Raw genomic sequence first — 16670 nt, 5'->3', positions numbered from 1 at the left:
GCAAAGCCATGACGCGCAAAGCCAGCGCCGGCTGGCGTGTCGCCGTGCTTGGCGGCGGTGCCTGGGGCACGGCGCTGGCGCTGGCCATGCTGCGCGCCGGCCATTCGGTCCGGCTGTTCGCGCGCGACCCGGAGACCGTCGCGGCGATCGACCGTGGCGAAAATCCGCGCTATCTGCCCGGCATCGCGCTCGATCCCGGCATCGCGGCGACAAGTGACATCAAACTGGCTCTCGCCGACGCCGACTGCGTGCTGGCGGTGGCGCCGGCGCAATCGTTGCGCGCCATGCTGACGGCCGCGTCCAGCCATGTGCCGAAAGGCGTCCCGCTGGTGCTCTGCGCCAAGGGCATCGAGCGCGACACCGGCGCGCTGCTGTCGTCCATTGCCGAGGAAATCCTGCCGGCAAATCCGGTCGCCGCTTTGTCCGGCCCAAGCTTTGCCACCGACGTCGCCAGGGGCCTGCCCACGGCCGTGGTGGTCGCCGCCCGCGACGAGGCTCTGGCCACCGACCTTGCCGCCCGTTTCTCGGCTGAAAACCTGCGTTGTTATTGGAGCGACGACCTGATCGGCGTCGAGATCGGCGGCGCGCTGAAGAACGTCTTTGCCATCGCCGCGGGTGCCGTTACCGGCGCCGGGCTCGGCGCCAGCGCCCAGGCCGCAATGGTGACGCGCGGCTTCGTCGAATTGCGCCGCATCGGTGCCGCCTTCGGCGCAAAGCCGGAGACGCTGATGGGGCTTTCCGGCCTCGGCGACCTGCTGCTCACCTGCTCGTCCGCCCAGTCGCGCAATTTCGCCTATGGGCTGGCGCTCGGGCAAGGCAAGCCGCTTGCCGGCCTGCCTCTGGCTGAAGGCGTGCCGACGGCGGCGATCGCCGCCCGCATCGCCGGCGAGCGCCGGATCGACGCGCCGATCATCGCCGCCGTCGCCGCCATACTGGACGGCACCGTCACCATAGACCAGGCTGTGTCGGCGTTGATGACCAGGCCGCTCAAAACCGAAACCGACATGTAATCCCGAACGATTGCGGAGATGGAAAGATGCTGTTTGCGTTGATTTGCAAGGACAAGCCAGGAAGCCTGCAGGTGCGGCTCGATACGCGGCCTAAGCACCTTGCCTTCCTGGAAGGGCTGAACGGTGACAAGAAATTGGCCTTCGCCGGCCCGTTCCTCGACGCAGACGGCAAGCCGAACGGCACTCTCGCCGTTGTCGAGGCGCCCGATCTGGCTGCGGCAAAAGCCCTGTCGGCGGCCGATCCCTATACCAAGGCAGGGCTGTTCGAAAGCGTCGAAATCCGGCAGTGGAACTGGAGCTTCAACAAACCGGCGGGTATCTAAATGCATGTCGCGCAAAAGTGTGCAGCGGTTTTGTGATAACGACATGCATAAAACAAGAACCTGAAGCGCGTCGCATGACGCCGGTCGAACGCGACGCGCTTTTAGTCGCGACGGCACCTGAGGAGGAGCAAGACAATGAACTACTGGCTGTTCAAATCCGAACCCTCGGTCTTCTCCTTCGAGGACCTCAAGGCCAAGGGCAAGGCCGGCACGCAATGGGACGGCGTGCGCAATTATGCGGCGCGCAACAACATGAAGGCGATGCAGATCGGCGATCTCGGCTTTTTCTACCATTCCAATGATGGGCTCGACATAGTCGGCATCGCCGAAATCTGCGCTCTGGCCCATCAGGACAGCACGACCGACGATCCCCGCTGGGAGTGCGTCGATATCCGCGCCTTCAAGGACATGCCGAAGCCGGTGACGCTGGAACAGGCCAAGGCCAATCCAAAGCTGGCCGACATGGCGCTGGTGCGGCTCGGGCGGCTGTCCGTGCAGCCGGTGACGCCTGCCGAATGGCAGGAGGTCTGCCGCATGAGCGGACTGACGCCGGCGCCATGACGGCGCTGACGCCGGACAGCGCCAAGAAATTCATCCTCGACAACACGGCGCTGATGGCGCCGCCGCATGTGCCGGAGATACGCCTGCAGCTGGCCGACGAGGCGCATGAATTGTGGCAGCGGACCGAGGATGAGCTGACCGAAATCGGCCTGCCGCCGCCCTTCTGGGCCTTCGCCTGGGCCGGCGGCCAAGGCCTTGCCCGCTACATCCTCGACAATCCGGCGGCGGTGCGCGGCAGGCGCGTGCTCGACTTCGCCTCCGGCTCCGGCCTCGTCGCCATTGCAGCAGTGAAGGCCGGATCTGCCGAGGTGATCGCCGCCGACATCGACCCGTTCTGCGCGACCGCGGTCCGCCTCAATGCCGAGGCCAATGGCGTCGAGATAGAATTCCTCGCCGGCGACTGCATCGGCACCGATGCGGGCTGGGATCTGGTGCTGGCCGGCGACGTCTTCTACGACAAAGCTTTCGCCGACAGGCTGATGCCGTGGTTCGCAGCGTTGAAGGCGCGCGGCGCCGACATCCTCGTCGGCGATCCCGGCCGCTCCTATTTGCCGAAGACCGGGCTGGAACCGCTTGCCGTCTACGAAGTGGCGGTGACCCGCGCGCTGGAGGACGCCGAGGTCAAGCGCACCACCGTCTGGTGCCTTGCTTGACGGCATCGCCGAACAGGCGTTCCATCGCGCAATCGACCGGAGGGAATCATGGATTTTTCAGCAATCAATTGGCTGGCGGTAATCGTCGCCGCCGTGGTGGCGTGGCTGTTCGGCGCGGCCTGGTATATGGGCCTGAGCAAGCCGTGGCTGAAGGCCGCCAAGCTTGATCCGGCGACGATGAGCAAGTCGATGCTGCCCTTCGTCGTCTCCTTCGTCGCGGAGCTTGTCATGGCGCTGGTCATGTCGCTGATCATCGGCGCAGTGACCGGCGGCGAACCGAGCCTGCTTGCCGGGGTGATCTTCGGCTTCGTTCTCTGGCTGGGGTTCGTCGCCACGACGCTTTCGGTCAACCATCGCTACGAAGGTTTCGGCTGGGATCTGACGCTCATCGATGTCGGCCATTGGCTCGGCGTGATGCTTCTCATCGGCGCGGTGATCGGCTGGTTCGGCGCGGCGGCGACAGGCTGACCTTTAGGCGGCGACAGGCTGACCTTTAGGTTGGGGTCTTGGCGACTTCCTCGAGAAGCCAATCGCGAAAGGCGACGATGCGCGGATCGTTCGCCGCACTTTCGGGATAGACCAGGAAATAGGCGAATTCGGGCGCGACCTTGATGCCGAGTTCAAAGGGCCGGATCAGCCGGCCTTCCGAAAGGTCGTTTGCCACCATGGCGAAATCGGCGAGCGCAACCGCGTTGCCGTCGAGCGCGGCCTGCACGGCATCCGTCGAATTGCCGAACACGATGGTCCGGCTGTCGTCGAAATCGTCGACGCCCGCCGCCGCCATCCACATGCTCCAGTTCGGCCAGGTGACGCCCTGGCGCGACCACTCGATATGCGCCAGCGTATGATGGAACAGGTCGCGTGGCTCCTTGAGCGGCGGCCCTGACCGCAGCAAGGCCGGACTGCAGACGGGAATGATGACGTTTTCGAACAGCCGGTGCGAGCGAAGCCCCGGATATTTGCCGGCGCCGAAACGGATGCCGACATCGACATCGTCGCGGTCGAAATCGCGCACCTCATAGCTGATATCGAAGCGCAGCTCGATTGCCGGATGCTGTTTGCGAAAATCGTCGACGCGCCGCATCAGCCACTTCGTCGCGAATTGCGCATCGAGGGTGACCTTCAGCAGCGCCGATCCGCGCGCCGTCTTCTGCGCCCGTGAGACCGCGCGGCCAAGCAGGTCGAGCGCGTCGGTCGAGGCCTCGAACAGCACCGCACCCGCCTCGGTGAGCCGGATTGTGCGGCTGGTGCGTGTGAACAGCATGATGCCGAGCTGATCCTCGATTTCCTTGATCTGGTGGCTGACCGCTGCCGGCGTCAGGCCGAGCTCGTCGGCGGCGCGGGTGAAATTGAGGTGCCGGGCCGCCGCCTCCAGCGTCCGCAGCGCACGGGTTCCAGGCAGCAGGCGCGCCATCAGGGCCAGACGAGGAGGGTTCGGTCGAGCATTCCAATCCTCAAACAAAACTTGAAGATGCAGAAAAAACTACTCGTTTCCCGTTTGAATTTCAATCCGCCATGATCTGAGCATCGAAGAAACATCAAACCGGATTTGATGTCCGGAGAAGCGGATTGCACCATGTCTGACATCGCCCTGCGCTCTGTAACCCTCCGCCCGGCCTGGCTGCGCGCCGTGCTCGACTGGCTTCGGCACGCGAGAATCGCGGCCAATCTTCCCTACGAGAATGTCGAGGATCTCTCCGATCGCCAGCTGCGCGACATCGGTAGCGAACGCAAGGACATCGCACGCGCCATGGACCGCGAACTCGGCCGGCTCGGCCTTCTCGACATAGGGTGGCAAAGGAGTAGGGGAGTAGGGGAGTAGGGGAGCTAAGCGGCGCGCCCGCCCCTGTCTCTACTTTTACTGCCTATTCCCCTACTCCCTTATTCCCCTATTCCCTTACCTTACCACCCTCACCACCGTCCGCTCCGACAGCAGCGGCAGCAGCCGTGCCATGGTGCGGGCTGTTACCGCGACGCAGCCTTGCGTCGGCGTGAAGCCGGGGCGCGCCAGGTGGAAGAAGATGGCGCTGCCGCGCCCGCGCCGGCGCGGCACAATGTTCCAGTCCAGCACCAGGCAGGCATCGTAGAGATCGTCGGCCCGCTGCATCCGCTCATGGCTGGCGCCATAGGGGATTTTGACCGGGCGGTTGTAGTTGCGGTCCCCAGGCACTTCGCACCAGCCGAGGTCGCGGCCGATCGGCGTCATCGCCAGCCGCGTCCGGCGGCCGCTGGAAAAACGGTCGCCGCGAAAATATCCCGACAATATCCGCATCGAGGCGAGCGGCGTGGCGCCATCGCCCTCGCGCTTGCCGGCCGAGATGCCGCCATGCCCCAGCGCACATGGAAACACGAGTTTGCCGGCCTGTAGAAAGCCCTGGCTGGCATGGCCGGGCCGCGCGCGCACGGTGAGCACGGTAAGCCCTTTCGGCAAAATTGCGCCGACTGCATTGCGATCGTGTTTTTTCTTGTATGATCGTGCCACGGAACAAATCACTGTGAACGGCTGTTGTGCCGGTCAGCTTCCGCATAAACAGGCAGCGGTCAACTGAAATCTCTTTTCAAAACAACGGATTGATCCATGACTTCACGCACCATTCTGATCGTCGACGACGATGACGACCTGCGCGGCACCCTTGTCGAGCAATTGTCGCTTTATGAGGAATTCGATGTCCTGCAGGAAGCGACCGCCGCCAAAGGCGTCGCCGCGGCGCGCGGCGGGCTTATCGACCTGCTCATCATGGATGTCGGCCTGCCCGACATGGATGGCCGCGAGGCGGTGAAGATATTGCGCAAGGGCGGCTACAAGGCGCCGATCATCATGCTGACCGGCCACGACACCGATTCCGACACGATCCTTGGTCTCGAGGCCGGCGCCAACGACTATGTGACCAAGCCGTTCCGCTTTGCCGTGCTGCTGGCCCGCATTCGCGCCCAGCTGCGCCAGCACGAGCAGAGCGAGGACGCCACTTTCTCGGTCGGCCCCTACACGTTCAAGCCCAGCCAGAAGCTTCTGATCGACCCGCGCGGCGCCAAGGTGCGGCTGACCGAAAAGGAAGCCTCGATCATCAAATATCTCTACCGCGCCGAACAGAAGGTGGTGACCCGCGACGTGCTGCTGGAGGAAGTATGGGGCTACAATTCCGGCGTCACCACGCATACGCTCGAAACCCACGTCTACCGGCTGCGCCAGAAGATCGAGCGCGATCCTTCCAACGCGGAAATTCTCGTGACAGAAAGCGGCGGCTACAAGCTGGTTCCTTAAACATTTCATTATTCAAATAAGCGATCCGGGCGGGGCGCTTTTCGGGTACGGTCCTGAGCTGGAGGTGGGTCTGGATCGAACTCGCGGAGGCATCGGGTCCAAGGAGCGGAACCGATTTTTGAAACGCCTTGCGCGTCCGGGGGACGCGCGGCGCTCTAGGGAGGAGTGGGACTGACGGTTCGGGGACATAGCTAGATGGCGCTGGATGACGACATCCGCATCCTGTCCACCGTGAGGCTCTTCGAGGGCTTTACGCAGGAACAGCTGCGTCTGCTCGCCTTCGGCGCCGAAACCACCATGCTGAAAGCCGACCACAAGCTTTATCGCGAGGACGACGAAGCTGATTCGGCCTACATCGTGGTCAGCGGCCGCATCGTGCTCTATCGCGAGCACGACGGGGAGCGCATCCCGATCGGCACCGCCGGTCCCGGCACCATACTCAGCGAACTGGCGCTGATCGCCGACACCAACCGGCTGACCAGCGCCTCCGCCGAAATCGATTCGGAAGTGCTGCGGCTCAGCCGCAAGATGTTCCGCCGCATCCTCGAGGAATACCCGGAGCTGGCGGTTCACTTGCACCAGCGCATATTGGAGGATTTCCAGGCGATGATCCGCCGGATCGAGGAACTTGGGCCGCGTTTTGCCGGCTAATGTAGCGCCTCTGGTTTAACCAGATTTCGGAATTTGCGAGTTCTCAAGGCCGGTGCGTTGCGGAAACAAGCTCCGCCTTGCGCCGCGCCGTCTCCAGTCCGAGCGCAATGAAGCGGCGCGCATGTTTGGCCAGCTCCATATTGTCGGTCCACAGATTGCGCCAGATCGCGGTTTTCCGCGACAGGTTCTCGTCGACGATTTCCGACGAGAAGGATTCGAAGCTGAGGTCGTCGCTGTAGCCGATAGCGGTCAGCGCATCGAATATCCCGGCGAAATCGATATTGCCGGTGCCGAGGAAGCCGCGATGACTCTCGCCGATATGGACATAGCCGATTTTCTTTGCGGCGTTGCGGATGGCCAATCCGACATCGGCCTCCTCGATGTTCATGTGGAACGTGTCGAGATGCAGGAAGATGTTGTCGGAGCCGCTGTCCTCGATAAAGGCCATGCCTTGCGCGGCGGTGTTGAGCAGGTTGCTTTCGAAGCGGTTGACGATCTCGAGGTTGAGGGTGACGCCGGCTGACTTTGCCGTCTCCGCCACCTCGGCAAGCGTGCCGGCGCTGCGGTTCCACTGGTCGCGCGTCGGCGCCTCGCTCTGCAAGCCGTGGCTGGTGCTGAGGATGCCGGCAACCTTCTGGCCGCCGAGATCGCGAGTCAGCGCGATCGTACGTTTCAGGATTTCGACGCCGTGCGCCGCAATCGTTTTGTCGGCGCTCGAAATATCGCCGTCGGCCGGCAGTCCGATGCTGATCGCGACGCCGAGGCCGAGATCGGCTATCCGCTTGGCCAAGCCGTCAATGTCGACATTGGCGGGGTCGAGATAGGAGAATTCGATCAGGTCGAAGCCGGCTTCGCTGGTGTTGGCCAGCGTCCGCTCGAGATCGCTCTGCGTCGAGCTCGCCGACCAGACGAATGAGTGGATTCCGATGCGCGACATGATTGTCTCCGGTTATTCCAGCAGTAGCGGACCCAAGTCCAAATCGGTGTTTGGCAATCCGTTGCTCAGACAAAAAAGGTGCGGCCGGTCATACCGGCCGCACCAGGCTTGGGAGGTTTAGCGAGCTGCGGTCCAGCCCTTGTAATCCTTCAAATTGTCGGCCGTGATCAGCTTCGGGTCGAGCAGCACCGTCGGCTCGGCCGGCTTCTTGCCGGCAAGCAGGTCAGCCGCCATCGTCAGCGACTGGCCGGCCATCACATAGGGATCCTGCGAGGCCGAGGCCTTGATCATCGACGTGCCGGAAGCGAGTTCCTTCTCGATATCGGGCGCGCCGTCGACCGCCGTGAAGATGAACTCCGAGCGGTTGAGCTGCTTGGCCGCAAGCTGGGCGCCGATCGCCGTCGGATCGTTGATGGCGAACACCGCGTCGATCTTGTCGAAACGGGTCAGCAGCGACTGGAACACTTTCAAGCCGCCGTCACGTGAGCCTTCGGCGTTCTGGTCGTCTGAAAGGACCTTGATGTCGGGGTGTTTTGCCAGCACGTCCTTGCAGCCCTTGACCCTCTCCAGGATCGACGACGAGGCCGGGCCGTTGAGGATGACGTAGTCGCCCTTGCCGCCGGTATGGTCGACCAGATACTGGCACGCCTCTTCGCCGGCCTTGACATTGTTGGTCATCACGGTGACGTCGGCGCCCGGCGCCGAAACGTCAAAAGCGGCAACGACGATGCCGGCCGCCTGTGCCTTCTTCACCGCCGGTGCGATCGCCTTGGCATCGACGGCATTGAGCATGATGACGTCGACGCCGGCGGCGATGAAGGAATCGACCTGCGAGACCTGCTTGTTGAGATCGTAGTCGGCCGATACCGATGTCACCTGCACATTCGGGTTGATTTTCTTGGCCGCGTCCTCGATGCCCTTGATGGTGGCGACGAAGAACGGGTTGCCGAGCAGGCCGACCGAGATGCCGACCTTGTTCAGGTCCTTGGCCGATGCCGGCGCGATGACGGCGGCTGCAAGGGCGACGCCGCAGAGCAGTTTAGCGATGATCTTCATTGTTTTATTTTCCTCCTGATGCCCGCGCCTCTCACGGTGCGTTACACATGAAACCGGCTCGATGGACGCCGGCGACTAAGGGCCATCACGTTCTTGCTCCTGCCTGGAGCCGGTAACGGTCGAGGGCGACCGCCACGATGATGACCAATCCCTTGATGATGTACTGCCAGATGTCGGAAACACCGGCGAGGATGAGCCCATTTGACAGCACGGCGATGATCAGGCCGCCGATCAGCGTGCCCCAGATCGAGCCGACGCCGCCGACGAAGCTGGTGCCGCCGAGGATGACCGCGGCAATGGCGTCGAGTTCGTAGGACTGGCCGAGCTGCAGCCCGTTGGCGGCATAGAGCCGGGCCGCCGACATGGCGCCGCCAAGGCCGGCCAGAAGGCCGGAAACGCCGTAGACGAAGAGCAGCACCAGCGGCACCTTGATGCCGGTCAGTCTGGCGGCCTCGGCGTTGCCGCCGACGGCGTAGATCCAGGTGCCAAGCACGGTGCGCTTGAGCACCAGCCAGGACAGCACCACGACCGCCAGCGCGATGATGACCAGCCATGGAACGCCGAACAGCGAACCGTTGCCGATGAAGTCGAACGGCAGGTCCGAGTTGAACACCGTCGTGTCCTGGCCAAGCAACCGGGCGACGCCGCGCACGGCGGTCAGTGATCCCAGCGTGACGATGAAGGGCGGCAGCTTGATGTAGGCGATCAGCAGGCCGTTGATGACGCCGAAGCCGAGCCCGACGAGAATGGCCGCCGGCACGCCCAGCAGTCCCCAATCGGGCACCAGCGACACCATCACCGCCACCATCGCCGAGGCGGCAAGGATCGAGCCGACGGACAGGTCGATGCCGCCGGTCAGGATGACGAAGGTCATGCCGGCCGCCAACACGATGTTGATCGACGATTGCTGCATGACGATCAGCAGATTGGTCTGGGTGAAAAAGCGCGGGTTGATGAACTGGAAGCCGACCGCCAGCAGAATCAGGATCGGCAGCATGCCGAGCGCAGCGATGGCGGTGCGCCACCTTGTGCTCCTGCCGAGCGCCCGGTCGTCCGCTTTCATCGTGTCGGCCACCTTGTCGGTCATCACTGAGCCGCTCCCGTTGCAAGTTCCATGATCGCTTCCTGCCGCAGTGGCTCGCCTTCCGACGCCGTCACCTCGCCGGCAATTGTGCCGTCGCGCATCACCAGCACGCGGTCGGCGATGCCGATCACCTCCGGCAGTTCGCTGGAGATCATCAGGATGGCGATGCCTTTCTTGGCCAGATTGTCGATCAGCCGGTAGATTTCCGACTTGGCCCCGACATCGACGCCGCGGGTCGGCTCGTCGAGGATGACGACCTGCGGCTCTGTTTCCAGCAGGCGGGCGAGCAGCACCTTCTGCTGGTTGCCGCCTGACAGCGAGCCGGCATTGGCCTGCACCGAGCTGGTGCGGATGGAGAGGTCTGACATCGCTTTGGCGGCGCGCTTTTCGGCGGCCGCGAAGTCGCGCAGACCGCCGGCCTTCGCGTCCCTTGCCAGCACGCCCATGCTGATGTTGTCGGAGATCGACATGTCGAGGAACAGGCCAAGTTGCTTGCGGTCCTCGGTCAGGTAGGCGATGCCGGCATCCAGCGCCTCGCTTGGCGAACCGATGGATATCGGTTTGCCGCCGAGCTCCAGCGTGCCCGATATGTGCCTGTCGGCGCCGAAGATCAGCCGTGCCAGCTCGGTGCGGCCCGAGCCGACCAGGCCGGCCAGTGCCAGCACCTCGCCTTTGTGGAGGTCGAAGGAGCAATTCTTTATGAGATTGCCGTTCGACATGCCGCGCACCGACAGCGCGACGGCGCGCTTGCTGTCCGGCGGGCGGTGATCCTTCTTGTAGAACGTCGACAGATCGCGCCCGACCATCATCGATACCAGCCGCGAGGCGTTCAGATCGGCGCGGTCGAGCGTGCCGACATAGCCGCTGTCGCGCAGCACGCTGACGCGGTCGGCGAGCTGGTAGACCTCTTCCATGCGGTGGCTGATGTAGATGATGGCGATACCTTGCGACTTCAGCGTCGCGATCACCTCGAACAGCCGGTCGGTCTCACGCGAGGTCAGCGACGTGGTCGGCTCGTCCATGACGATGATGCGCGCATTGGTCGACAGCGCGCGGGCAATTTCAACCAGCTGGCGTTCGCCGAGCGACAGGCTGGTGACCGGGGTGCGCGCCGAAAAAGTCACGCCGAGCCGCGCGATGATGTCGCTGGCGCGCCGGTTACACTGCTCGCGATCGACGATGCCGAACCGTCGCGGCTCGTTGCCGAGGAAAATGTTCTGCGCCACCGACAGATTGGGCGCCAGCGACAGCTCCTGGTAGATGACCGCAATGCCGGCGGCGCGTGCCTTGATCGGGTCGCCGGTGGCGGCCGGCATGCCGTCGATCAGGATCTCGCCGCCGGGATCCGGCCGGTAGGCGCCGGACAGCACTTTCATCAGCGTCGACTTGCCGGCACCGTTCTCGCCCATCAGCGCGTGCAGCTCGCCGGCATGGACGGTCAGCGACACATCGTGCAGGGCGCGGATCGGGCCGAATGTCTTCGAGATGTGGCGCATCTCCAGCACCGGCTGGCGCACCGTCTCGATCCGGGCGATGGCGCTCATCGCGCACCTCCCGCAGCTGCTCTGGGGGCACCCCGATCGGCGGCAAGGCCGCGCCAGTCGTTGCGGTAGCCGGCAAGGCCGCTGAAGCTTGCCGCATGCACCGCCTCCGGCGCCTCGGTGGCAAACTCGCGTCCGACGCTTTCGAAGGCGAGTGCGGCGGCACCGGTGGCGCTGCCCTCCAGCGTTGCGCCCTGCAGGAAGGCCTGCCCGGGACGCAATTGGGCCAGCAGCGCGGCAAGCAGCCCGCCATTGTTCAGGCCGCCGTCGACGATGACGGTATTGTCGGAATGGATCAGCTCGAGGCACAAATCGACCATCAGCGCGACATAGAGCAGCGCCATGGCCGCGCGTTCGTCGGCATTGGGCGTGCGCCCGACCAGTTCGCCGCGCCGGTGTGCCATCGGGCCGCCGGGCGCGAAGCTCGGCAGCGCCATGATGCCGGCGTCGATCACCCGCTGTATCGATGACGGCGCGATGGCGCCCTGCCAGCCGGCGCTGATCGTCGCGAATTCGCGGCCGCCCATGAAGCGGATGGTTGGCACCGGGCCGCCATCGACATCGACGTTGACCAGCATGTCGCGCTCGCCGTCGAGTGCGTCGAGAGGACAGTCCGGGTTGAGAACGACGACCCAGGTGCCGGTCGAGACCACGGTCACCGGCCCGAGCTGCTGCCGGCGGTAGGCATGGAGCGCGGCATTGCTGTCGTGGACGCCATTATGGATGGCGACAGGCTTCGCGGCTCGGCCGAAGCGCTGCTCGCCGATCACCGCGCCGGCACGCTCGAAGGCGGGCATCTGGCCGCGCCAGCCCTCGGCATCGACCAGCGAGCTGAAATCGCGTTTGCGCGGCGCCCATAAATGCGAGTGGCAGCCGAGATAGGACACTTCCGATACCGGCCGGCCACCAAGGCGCCAGCTCCAGTATTGGGGGTAGCCGAGGATCGATTTCGCTGCGGCGAAGGCACCGGGGTCCACCTCCTTCAGCCACAACATGTGGCGGCCGTAGTTGAAGCCAAGCGGCAGGCGCGGCGAAAAGGTCTCGGCAAAATCCGGAATGCGGCGATCGATTTGCGCGGCGATCTCGGCCGGCGGTTCCTGCTCGTAATCGAGGATCGGATGCGTCAGCGCGGCGTCGTTGACCAACGCGAAGGTGCAGCCATGGCCGGATACCATCAGCCCTTCCACGCCATGCGTGTCGACGGCGTCATCGATGGCGCGGGCCGCCCAGTCGTGCAGCGTTGCCTCGTCGAGCACGCTGAAGCCGTTTTTGCGGATCCAGCTCGGCTGGGTGCGGCGCTCGTCGAGGATGCGTCCGTCCTGGCCGAAGACGAACAGCTTCGAATTGGTCTTGCCGAAATCGAGGACGGCTACTTTCACTGGGCGCCTCCCGAGGAAGCGGCGATGCGCACCATGACGCCGGCATCTTCGAGCATGCGCGCGTCGGTGTCGGACAGGCCCTCATCGGTGACCAGCGTACCGATCCGCGACAGCGGCAGCGCCACGTTGCGGGCGTGGATCGACAGTTTGCGGCTGTCGGCCAGCACGACGATCTGGTCGGCGCAGAGGCTGAGCTCGACGATCGAGCGAACCAGCAGCGGGTGCGATTCCAGAAGGCCTTCCTGGCCGATGCCTTGCGCGCCGAGAAAGAACTTCGAGGCGTAGAACGGCACCGTCTGGGTCAGCGAATGGATGATACCCGGCTCGCGGTGCAGTTCGCCGCCGGCGACGGTCAGGCTGCAATGGCCGTGATCGCTGAGATAGGCCGCGAGCGGCATCGAGTTGGTGTAGAGCCGGATGTTGCGGTCGGCGAGCTTGACGCCGAGATGGAAGCAGGTCGAACCGCCATGCACGATGACCGCGTCGCCGTCGCGCACCATGGTGGCGGCGAGAGCGGCGATCTGCCGCTTGGCCTCGACGGCGAGGTCGCGGTTCTCGTCATAGGGCCTGGCATAGGCGACGCCGACTTGCGAAGCGCCATCGAGCGCCGAGATGCCGCCATAGACCTTGCGCGCTTCGCCGGCCTCGTCGATCTTGTCGATGTCGCGCCGCACCGTCGCCGCCGACACGCCAAGCCGCTCCTGCAGCTCGCGCACCGATGCGAAAGGCCGGTCTCGCAAAAGCTCGACAATCTGGCGCTGGCGGCCGGAGTCGCTCAACCCTTACCTCCCAATGCGCTTGCCTCCCAAGCCATTTTGCACGGCATTGCCATTTTGCACGGCAATTGGTGCAACTTACTCAACGGGCCTCGGATTGCAAGCGTGATTTGACGCGATAACATCACTGTTGACGTAACTTACTCGCATCTGCGATACCAGCGTCGGTCTTAGTCCCGGCAACGGGCCGTCCAAAGCCGTGGCCACGCGGCCGGTTTGTGGAGGAATTTCGATGACGATCAGTGCGGATGCGCAGGAATTGGCAGCGCTGCGGTCGCTTTCGGCCGTCATCGGCAGCGACCCGCATCTGACCCAGGCCGCCGGCGGCAATACCTCGCTGAAAGCCGGCGACACGCTCTGGATCAAGGCCTCCGGTACCTGGCTGAAGGACGCGCTTACCGCAGACATCATGGTGCCGGTCAGCATCCCGCCATTGCTTGAAGCCATCGAACGGCGCGACCCGGCCGCCGAACAGCCGCAGGCCTTCGCCATCGGCGCCCTCAATCCACGCGGCTTGCGTCCGTCGATCGAGACCACGGTGCATGCGCTGATGCCGCAGCGCATCGTTCTGCATGTCCACTGCGTCGAGACCATTTCGCTGGCAGTGCAGGCCGATTGCGAGGCCGAGATCGCCAGGCGGCTCGATGGCCACCAATGGGCGTATGTTCCTTATCGCCGGCCGGGGCTGCCGCTCGCCCAGGGCATCGCCGAGCGCCTGCGGCCAGGCGTAGACATCCTGATCCTCGGCAATCACGGCCTGGTCGTTGCAGCCGAGACCGTCGCCGCGGCCGACATGCTGCTACGGCGCGTAACCCGGCTCTTGGCGCGGCCGCCGCGCCAGGTGGCAGAACCGGACATCGTGGCGCTGACGGCGCTCGCCGGCGGCAGCGGCTACAGACTGCCGGCCGACGTCGAGGCGCATGCGGTGGCGATCGACCCCGAATGCTGCCGCATGGCGGCAGGGGGCAGCCTCTACCCCGACCACGTCATCTTTCTCGGCGAGGGTTCGGTCGTGGCGAGACCGGACGAGGATGTGAAGCGCGTGATCGAGCGCTGCGGCGCCGCACCCGTGGCGATCCTGTTTCCCGGCCTTGGCGTGCTGATGCGCGGCGACGCCGGCGCCGGCGCCGACGCCATGCAGCGCTGCCTCGCCGACGTGACGGCGCGGGTCGATGTCGCTGCGAAGCTGAATTATCTGACAGCGGCGGAGAATGACGAACTGATCAACTGGGACGCCGAAAAATATCGCCAGAAACTCAATGCCGGAGGCAGCTGACATGCCGCGTTCGTCAAGTCCGCTATCAACTGGCCCGCTTGCCATCGGCATCGACATCGGCACATCCGGCGCGCGCGCCGTCGCAATGCGCCCGGACTTTTCCATCGCCGCGCATTCCGCAATTGCCCTTGAGCGATTTGGGCTGAACGGCCGCGACCCCGCCGTATGGTGGGAGGCGGTCGGCGCGACGTTGGCGGAAGTGCTCAAATGTATCGATCGCGCGGCAGTGCTCTCGATCGCCGTCGACGGTACGTCGGGCACGCTGCTGCCGGTCGACGGCTCCGGGCGGCCGCTGGCCGAACCGCTGATGTACAACGACAAGGTCGCCGACGACATTATTCTGACTGCAATAGCCGGCGCGGCACCGGCAACGAGCGCTGCACTTGGGGCGACGTCCGGTCTCGCCAAGGCGCTGTCTTTCCAGCACCTGCCCGGCGTCGCCACTGTGCTGCACCAGGCCGACTGGATCGCCGGACAGTTTTCCGGCCGCTTCGATGTCAGTGACGAGAACAACGCGCTGAAAACCGGCTACGACGTCGAGGCCCGGCGCTGGCCGGACTGGATCGCGGCGACCGGCATGCGCATGGAATTCCTGCCCCGAATCGTGCGGCCGGGCGATGTCACGGGCACGCTCACCGCCAGCGCTGCGAAAATGTTCGGCCTGCCGCGCGACGTGGTTGTCGTCGCCGGCACCACCGATGGATGCGCGTCGTTCCTGGCGACCGGTGCGACTGCCGCGGGCGCCGGCGTCACCGCGCTCGGCTCATCGCTGACCATCAAGATCCTCTCCGACCGGCCGATCTCGGCGCCGCAATTCGGCATCTACAGCCATAGGCTGGGAAACACCTACCTGGCGGGCGGTGCCTCGAACTCCGGCGGCAAGGTGCTGGCCCAGCATTTCCCCGTCGCCCGCATTGTCGAACTCAGCAAAAAGATCGACCCGGCGACAGAGACCGGCCTCGATTATTACCCGCTGCCGGCGCCGGGCGAACGCTTCCCCATAGCCGATCCGGCGCTGCCGCCCCGCCTCGAGCCGCGGCCCGCCGACGACGCCGATTATCTGAAAGCGATGTTCGAGGGTATTGCGGCGATCGAAGCGCTCGGCTATCGCCGGCTTGCCGAACTCGGCGCACCCCGGCTTACATCGGTCAGGAGCGTCGGCGGCGGTGCGGCCAATCCGGCCTGGACGGCGATCCGGCAGCGCAAGCTTGGCGTCGCTCTCGTGCCGGCTCTTTCGGAGGAGGCCGCCGCCGGCACGGCGCGGCTGGCGCTGATGGGCGCAGGCGCAGCGGGGCTTTTATGACGGCCAAGATAATTCAGCACCTCGACGGCATCGCCGCGCTGGCCGAGCGCTATCAGGTGTTCCTGCTCGACCAATTTGGTGTGCTGCACGACGGCACCAGCGCCTATCCAGGCGCTATCGAAGCCTTGTCGGCACTCAAGCGCGCCGGCAAGACCATCGTGCTGATCTCGAATTCCGGCAAGCGGGCGCAACCCAATGAGCGCCGCCTGCTGAAGCTCGGCTTCGCACCGGGAAGCTGGGACCATTTTGTCTCCTCCGGCGAGGTGGCGTGGCGCTCCTTCCACGAAATGGCGGCATCGGGGACCCTGCGCCCGCAGACAAAATGCCTGCTGATCAGCCGCGATAATGACCGTTCGGCTGTCGACGGCCTGCCCTTCGTCCTGGCCAAGGACGGCGACGATGCAGAACTGGTACTGATTTCCGCCAGCGAGGGCGATCGCTACGACCTCGACCATTATCGCCGGCTTCTCGGTCCGGCGGCGAAGCGCCAGGTGCCGTGCTTCTGCACCAACCCCGACAAGATCATGCTGACTGCCGTCGGGCCTTGCTTCGGCGCTGGCCGGCTGGCCGATCTCTATGAGAACCTCGGCGGCAGCGTCACCCGCATCGGCAAGCCCTATCCGCAGATATTCGAGGCAGCGCTGGCGCTGGCGGGCAACCCGGAGCGCGGCAACGCGGTCTGCGTCGGCGACAGCGTCGAGCACGACATCGCCGGCGGCAACGGCGTCGGCGTCGCGACGACGCTGGTCCTGTCCGGCATATTGGCGGAGACACCTGATCTGGAGACTGTTTTCGCGACGCTGAACGCCCGCCCCGACTACATCGCGGATAGCTTCAGGTTTCGCTGAATTGTTAATG

19 protein-coding genes are annotated in these 16670 nt (G+C 64.7%); 11 read left to right on the top strand and 8 right to left on the bottom strand.

Features of this window, described 5'->3' with window-relative positions:
- Positions 1–8: 8 nt before the first annotated feature.
- From NKI22_RS01015 to NKI22_RS00995, 5 genes are all read left to right on the top strand, one after another.
- Positions 9–1010: an NAD(P)H-dependent glycerol-3-phosphate dehydrogenase gene (locus NKI22_RS01015; protein WP_352494081.1), complete on the top strand. Its 1002-nt coding sequence runs from the start codon at positions 9–11 to the stop codon at positions 1008–1010.
- A gap of 26 nt (positions 1011–1036) precedes the next feature.
- A complete protein-coding gene (locus NKI22_RS01010) occupies positions 1037–1333 on the top strand; it encodes a YciI-like protein (protein WP_023721379.1) in 297 nt (98 codons plus the stop codon).
- Positions 1334–1468: 135 nt separating this feature from the next.
- A complete protein-coding gene (locus tag NKI22_RS01005) occupies positions 1469–1894 on the top strand; it encodes an EVE domain-containing protein (protein WP_352494080.1) in 426 nt (141 codons plus the stop codon).
- Entirely contained in the window at positions 1891–2547 is a 657-nt protein-coding gene (locus NKI22_RS01000) for a class I SAM-dependent methyltransferase (RefSeq protein ID WP_023721381.1), read from the top strand. The genes NKI22_RS01005 and NKI22_RS01000 overlap by 4 nt, the downstream gene beginning before the upstream one ends.
- A 48-nt stretch (positions 2548–2595) precedes the next feature.
- Positions 2596–3015, top strand: coding sequence for a DUF1761 domain-containing protein (locus NKI22_RS00995; protein ID WP_023721382.1), 420 nt, complete (start codon positions 2596–2598; stop codon positions 3013–3015).
- A gap of 25 nt (positions 3016–3040) precedes the next feature.
- On the opposite strand, the gene gcvA is transcribed toward NKI22_RS00995, so the two are convergent.
- Positions 3041–3961, bottom strand: a complete 921-nt coding sequence (gcvA, locus tag NKI22_RS00990) for a transcriptional regulator GcvA (protein ID WP_023721383.1) — start codon at positions 3959–3961, stop codon at positions 3041–3043.
- A gap of 162 nt (positions 3962–4123) precedes the next feature.
- On the opposite strand from gcvA, the gene NKI22_RS00985 reads away from it, so the two are divergent.
- The gene (locus NKI22_RS00985) at positions 4124–4369 is read left to right on the top strand and encodes a hypothetical protein (RefSeq protein ID WP_023721384.1); all 246 of its coding nucleotides are present in this window, start codon (positions 4124–4126) and stop codon (positions 4367–4369) included.
- Positions 4370–4444: 75 nt separating this feature from the next.
- Here NKI22_RS00985 and NKI22_RS00980 read toward each other — a convergent pair whose 3' ends face one another.
- Positions 4445–4981: a L,D-transpeptidase family protein gene (locus NKI22_RS00980; RefSeq protein ID WP_245278686.1), complete on the bottom strand. Its 537-nt coding sequence runs from the start codon at positions 4979–4981 to the stop codon at positions 4445–4447.
- 144 nt (positions 4982–5125) lie between these two features.
- On the opposite strand from NKI22_RS00980, the gene NKI22_RS00975 reads away from it, so the two are divergent.
- Entirely contained in the window at positions 5126–5809 is a 684-nt protein-coding gene (locus NKI22_RS00975) for a response regulator transcription factor (RefSeq protein ID WP_352814950.1), read from the top strand.
- Positions 5810–6004: 195 nt separating this feature from the next.
- Positions 6005–6460: a Crp/Fnr family transcriptional regulator gene (locus NKI22_RS00970; protein WP_023680480.1), complete on the top strand. Its 456-nt coding sequence runs from the start codon at positions 6005–6007 to the stop codon at positions 6458–6460.
- Positions 6461–6503: 43 nt separating this feature from the next.
- Here NKI22_RS00970 and NKI22_RS00965 read toward each other — a convergent pair whose 3' ends face one another.
- From NKI22_RS00965 to NKI22_RS00940, 6 genes are all read right to left on the bottom strand, one after another.
- Positions 6504–7397 carry a sugar phosphate isomerase/epimerase family protein gene (locus tag NKI22_RS00965; protein ID WP_352494078.1) on the bottom strand — a complete coding sequence of 298 codons (894 nt, stop codon included), beginning with the start codon at positions 7395–7397 and terminating at the stop codon, positions 6504–6506.
- 117 nt (positions 7398–7514) lie between these two features.
- Positions 7515–8453: an ABC transporter substrate-binding protein gene (locus NKI22_RS00960; RefSeq protein WP_023721388.1), complete on the bottom strand. Its 939-nt coding sequence runs from the start codon at positions 8451–8453 to the stop codon at positions 7515–7517.
- A gap of 85 nt (positions 8454–8538) precedes the next feature.
- Positions 8539–9516 carry an ABC transporter permease subunit gene (locus tag NKI22_RS00955; RefSeq protein ID WP_502897241.1) on the bottom strand — a complete coding sequence of 326 codons (978 nt, stop codon included), beginning with the start codon at positions 9514–9516 and terminating at the stop codon, positions 8539–8541.
- A gap of 23 nt (positions 9517–9539) precedes the next feature.
- Positions 9540–11081 (bottom strand): sugar ABC transporter ATP-binding protein, encoded by a 1542-nt coding sequence (locus NKI22_RS00950; protein ID WP_352814948.1) that lies wholly within the window; start codon positions 11079–11081, stop codon positions 9540–9542.
- On the bottom strand, positions 11078–12457 hold the full coding sequence (locus tag NKI22_RS00945; RefSeq protein WP_023721391.1) for an FGGY-family carbohydrate kinase: 1380 nt from the start codon (positions 12455–12457) through the stop codon (positions 11078–11080). Before NKI22_RS00945 ends, NKI22_RS00950 begins: the two co-directional genes overlap by 4 nt.
- Entirely contained in the window at positions 12454–13236 is a 783-nt protein-coding gene (locus tag NKI22_RS00940; RefSeq protein WP_023721392.1) for a DeoR/GlpR family DNA-binding transcription regulator, read from the bottom strand. The genes NKI22_RS00945 and NKI22_RS00940 overlap by 4 nt, the downstream gene beginning before the upstream one ends.
- A gap of 229 nt (positions 13237–13465) precedes the next feature.
- On the opposite strand from NKI22_RS00940, the gene NKI22_RS00935 reads away from it, so the two are divergent.
- Genes NKI22_RS00935 through NKI22_RS00925 form a run of 3 tightly spaced genes read left to right on the top strand, consistent with a single transcriptional unit; the run spans position 13466 to position 16660 of the window.
- Positions 13466–14509, top strand: coding sequence for a class II aldolase/adducin family protein (locus tag NKI22_RS00935; RefSeq protein ID WP_023721393.1), 1044 nt, complete (start codon positions 13466–13468; stop codon positions 14507–14509).
- A gap of 1 nt (position 14510) precedes the next feature.
- Positions 14511–15812, top strand: coding sequence for an FGGY-family carbohydrate kinase (locus NKI22_RS00930; protein WP_031194647.1), 1302 nt, complete (start codon positions 14511–14513; stop codon positions 15810–15812).
- Positions 15809–16660, top strand: coding sequence for a TIGR01459 family HAD-type hydrolase (locus tag NKI22_RS00925; RefSeq protein WP_023721395.1), 852 nt, complete (start codon positions 15809–15811; stop codon positions 16658–16660). The genes NKI22_RS00930 and NKI22_RS00925 overlap by 4 nt, the downstream gene beginning before the upstream one ends.
- Positions 16661–16670 lie beyond the last annotated feature (10 nt).

The organism is Mesorhizobium sp. M0778 (genome assembly GCF_040320105.1).
Taxonomy (GTDB): Bacteria; Pseudomonadota; Alphaproteobacteria; order Rhizobiales; family Rhizobiaceae; genus Mesorhizobium.
Note: the sequence above shows the minus strand (reverse complement) of the source record. Positions and strands in the feature narration are given on the sequence as shown.

Coding starts and splice junctions, on each gene's coding strand:
- NKI22_RS00935 (WP_023721393.1), top strand. CDS start 13,466: ATGACGATCAGTGCGGATGCGCAGGAATTGGCAGCGCTGCGGTCGCTT.
- NKI22_RS00965 (WP_352494078.1), bottom strand. CDS start 7,397: ATGTCGCGCATCGGAATCCACTCATTCGTCTGGTCGGCGAGCTCGACG.
- gcvA (WP_023721383.1), bottom strand. CDS start 3,961: ATGGCGCGCCTGCTGCCTGGAACCCGTGCGCTGCGGACGCTGGAGGCG.
- NKI22_RS00955 (WP_502897241.1), bottom strand. CDS start 9,516: ATGAAAGCGGACGACCGGGCGCTCGGCAGGAGCACAAGGTGGCGCACC.
- NKI22_RS00960 (WP_023721388.1), bottom strand. CDS start 8,453: ATGAAGATCATCGCTAAACTGCTCTGCGGCGTCGCCCTTGCAGCCGCC.
- NKI22_RS01015 (WP_352494081.1), top strand. CDS start 9: ATGACGCGCAAAGCCAGCGCCGGCTGGCGTGTCGCCGTGCTTGGCGGC.
- NKI22_RS01005 (WP_352494080.1), top strand. CDS start 1,469: ATGAACTACTGGCTGTTCAAATCCGAACCCTCGGTCTTCTCCTTCGAG.
- NKI22_RS00930 (WP_031194647.1), top strand. CDS start 14,511: ATGCCGCGTTCGTCAAGTCCGCTATCAACTGGCCCGCTTGCCATCGGC.
- NKI22_RS01010 (WP_023721379.1), top strand. CDS start 1,037: ATGCTGTTTGCGTTGATTTGCAAGGACAAGCCAGGAAGCCTGCAGGTG.
- NKI22_RS00975 (WP_352814950.1), top strand. CDS start 5,126: ATGACTTCACGCACCATTCTGATCGTCGACGACGATGACGACCTGCGC.
- NKI22_RS00970 (WP_023680480.1), top strand. CDS start 6,005: ATGGCGCTGGATGACGACATCCGCATCCTGTCCACCGTGAGGCTCTTC.
- NKI22_RS00995 (WP_023721382.1), top strand. CDS start 2,596: ATGGATTTTTCAGCAATCAATTGGCTGGCGGTAATCGTCGCCGCCGTG.
- NKI22_RS00925 (WP_023721395.1), top strand. CDS start 15,809: ATGACGGCCAAGATAATTCAGCACCTCGACGGCATCGCCGCGCTGGCC.
- NKI22_RS00950 (WP_352814948.1), bottom strand. CDS start 11,081: ATGAGCGCCATCGCCCGGATCGAGACGGTGCGCCAGCCGGTGCTGGAG.
- NKI22_RS01000 (WP_023721381.1), top strand. CDS start 1,891: ATGACGGCGCTGACGCCGGACAGCGCCAAGAAATTCATCCTCGACAAC.
- NKI22_RS00985 (WP_023721384.1), top strand. CDS start 4,124: ATGTCTGACATCGCCCTGCGCTCTGTAACCCTCCGCCCGGCCTGGCTG.